Genomic DNA, 2,915 nt, shown 5'->3' on the forward strand with positions numbered 1-2,915 from the left:
CGCCGCGCTCAGCCTCGGCGGCTGGCATTCGCGGCACGGCTTCTGCGCGAGTTGCGGCGAGCGGACCGAGATCGTCCGCGGCGGCTGGTCGCGCTCGTGCCGCGCGTGCAGCGCTGAACATTATCCGCGCGTCGACCCGGTCGCAATCATGCTCGCCGAGCATGACGGCTCGGTGCTGCTCGGCCGCCAGCCGCAATACCCGCCGCACCGCTACTCCGCGCTCGCCGGCTTCGTCGAGGCGGGTGAGACGATCGAAGCTGCGGTCGCCCGAGAGCTGGAGGAGGAAGCCGGAATCGAGGTGAGCGACGTCATTTATGTCGCGAGCCAGCCCTGGCCGTTCCCGTCGTCGCTGATGATCGGGTGCCGCGCCCAGGCGTCCACCAGCGAGCTCCGGATCGACACGACCGAGCTCGAGGACGCGCGATGGTTCACGCGCACCGAAGTTGAGGCGGCGCTGCGCGATCCCGATTCCGGCGCGTTCCAGCCGCCGCCCCGCTTCGCCATTGCGCGCATGCTTCTGGAGCACTGGCTGGCGCTTGAAGAAGCTCCCGCTCGCCCTTAAGAGGCGGGCCAAATCCACTCCTCTCAATCCTTCGAAAACCAGGGAAACTTCATGGACGATCGCTTCAATACCATCGCCGGCTGGGTGCTGTTCGCGGGGATTGTCGCGCTCGGCTCGTCGATCGTCGCCGGGGAATATTATCACAGCGAGCGGCCCGAAAAGATGGGTTACCCGATCGCCGGCGTTCAGGAAGAAGGCGAAGGCGCGGCCGAGGCCGAGAAGCCGATCGAATTCTATCTCGCGAGTGCCGATGCCGCGAAGGGACAGCAGGTCTTCAACAAGTGCATGGCCTGCCACACCGCCGAGAAGGGCGGCCCCAACATGATGGGTCCGGACCTGTGGGGCGTGGTCGGCGCTCCGATCGGCGAGGGCCGGGGCTATGCCTTTTCGAGTGCGCTGTCGAAGGTTGGCGGGACGTGGAACTGGGATAATCTGAGCACGTGGCTGACCAGCCCGAAGGCCTTCGCTCCGGGCACCAAGATGACCTTCGCGGGCCTCAGCAATCCGCAGGACCGCGCCGACGTGATTGCGTTCCTGAACGCGCACAGCGATTCCCCGCTGCCGCTGCCCAAGGCACCCGAAGCCGCTCCGGCAGCCGCTGGCACCGAGCCGGGGGCGGGTCCCGGCAATGGCCCGCAAAAGGCCGAAAACGAGCCGGTGCTCAATGCCTCCCAGGCCGACACGAGCCGCGCGACCAGCGGCGGTGCGGGCTCGCCGCCGGCACCGGGCACGCCTGAGACCAAATAGGGGGCTTTACTCCGGCGGTCCGCTCTGCTCGCGCGGCGGCGCCGGGTGCTGGGCATAGAAGTTGGTGACGAACTCCCACGCTTCGCCGGCATCCTCGCTCCAGTGGATGAGGTCGAGGTCGTGGGGCGCGATCACGCCCTCGTCGACCATCGCCTGGAAGTTGACGACGCGGTTCCAGTAATCGCGTCCGAACAGCAGGATCGGCAGCGGCCGCACCTTGCCGGTCTGGACCAGGGTCAACAGCTCGAACATTTCGTCGAACGTGCCGTAGCCGCCCGGGAACACCGCGACCGCGCGGGCGCGCAGCAGGAAGTGCATCTTGCGAAGCGCGAAATAGTGGAACTGGAAGCTGAGGTCCGGCGTGACGTAGCGGTTGGGCATCTGTTCGTGCGGAAGCACGATGTTGAGGCCGATCGACTCGCGCCCCACCTCGACCGCGCCGCGGTTGGCCGCCTCCATGATCGACGGCCCGCCGCCCGAGCAAACCACGAACTGGTGCTTCCCTTCCTCGTCGCAGCTGCAGCTGCTCGCCATCCGGGCAAGCTCGCGCGCGATCTCGTAATAATGCGCCTTGGCCTTGAGCCGCTCGGCGATCTTCTCCTGCTCGGAGTTCGCGGCGGCGGCGATCAGCGCGTCGGCCATCTCCGGCGCCGGAATTCGCGCCGACCCGTAGAACACGAAGGTCGATCCGATGTTCGCCTCGTTGAGCAGCAACTCGGGCTTCAACAGCTCGAGCTGGAAGCGGACCGGGCGGAGGTCCTCGCGGAGCAGGAAGTCGGTGTCCTGGAAAGCGAGTTTGTAGGCGCTGCTCTCGGTCTGCGGGCTCGACGGGACGTGCTTGGCCGATTTCGCCTCGACCTTCGACGAGGGGAAAATGCGCTTGGGCGGTGACGGTCGTTCGTTCATGCGCGACCGACTAGCGGCAAAGATCGGCGCGGTCACGCTTCCGCGGCGTTCGCGCGCGGCGCCCCCCAGTCGATGCGCCGAGTCGCGTACATCACGCCGGCCAGCGCGGCGAAGAGCAGCAGTGCGCCGATCAGCAGCGAGTAAGCCTCGAGGCTGAGCAGGATGTAGAGCACGGCGTACAGCCCGACGAGCAGCCCGCCGATGAACGATGCGCGCCGCCAGCTTCCGAGCACCGCCGCCGAATAAGCGGTGTTGAGCCCCGCGATCGCGGCCGATGCCACGATGTAGGCGGCCGTGAACCCGATCACCTCGGCGAAGGCGAGCAGAAGCACGAAGAACAGGATCAGCGCTGCGCCCATCAGCAGATATTCGACCGCCGACACGCGCACGCCCCCGATCACGTCGAACATCAGCAGCGCGAGGAAGGTGAAGCCGATGAACAGGAAGCCGTATTTGGTCGCCCGGTTGACCTGCGAATAGAGGTCGACCGGCTGGATCAGGCTGATCGAGGCGACCTGCACCGCGTCGCCGCCCGCGGGTGAGGCGGGAGTTGCAGTTGCGTACCCGGCGGCCTGCGCCGGCACCCGCTCGACGAGGTTCGAGGCGCCGGGATCGCCGGTGCCGACCAGCGACCGCCCGAGCGCGAGATTGCCGACGCGGTAGGTGGCCTCGAAGCCCTTGTCGCCCACCGACCGCGCGG

4 protein-coding genes are annotated in these 2,915 nt (G+C 67.4%); 2 read left to right on the forward strand and 2 right to left on the reverse strand.

Annotation, left to right across the window (positions count from 1 at the left end; translation table 11 throughout):
- The coding region (gene nudC, locus GH737_RS13995; RefSeq protein ID WP_155265395.1) for an NAD(+) diphosphatase at nt 1-562 on the forward strand (562 nt) is incomplete at its 5' end.
- Between the two features lie 51 nt (nt 563-613).
- Complete coding sequence (locus GH737_RS14000; protein WP_155265396.1) at nt 614-1,309, forward strand: c-type cytochrome; 696 nt, start codon at nt 614-616, stop codon at nt 1,307-1,309.
- A 6-nt stretch (nt 1,310-1,315) separates the two neighbouring features.
- Here GH737_RS14000 and GH737_RS14005 read toward each other — a convergent pair whose 3' ends face one another.
- Nucleotides 1,316-2,215, reverse strand: coding sequence for an LOG family protein (locus GH737_RS14005; protein ID WP_155265397.1), 900 nt, complete (start codon nt 2,213-2,215; stop codon nt 1,316-1,318).
- 32 nt (nt 2,216-2,247) lie between these two features.
- Nucleotides 2,248-2,915 (reverse strand): inner membrane CreD family protein (locus GH737_RS14010; protein ID WP_196233207.1); only part of this gene is annotated, 668 nt, incomplete at its 5' end.

This window comes from Sphingomonas segetis (assembly GCF_009720245.1).
Lineage (GTDB): Bacteria > Pseudomonadota > Alphaproteobacteria > Sphingomonadales > Sphingomonadaceae > Sphingomicrobium > Sphingomicrobium segetis.

What these genes read in the sequence shown, in the direction of transcription:
- GH737_RS14005 (WP_155265397.1), bottom strand. Translation starts at nt 2,215, where the DNA reads ATGAACGAACGACCGTCACCGCCCAAGCGCATTTTCCCCTCGTCGAAG.
- GH737_RS14000 (WP_155265396.1), top strand. Translation starts at nt 614, where the DNA reads ATGGACGATCGCTTCAATACCATCGCCGGCTGGGTGCTGTTCGCGGGG.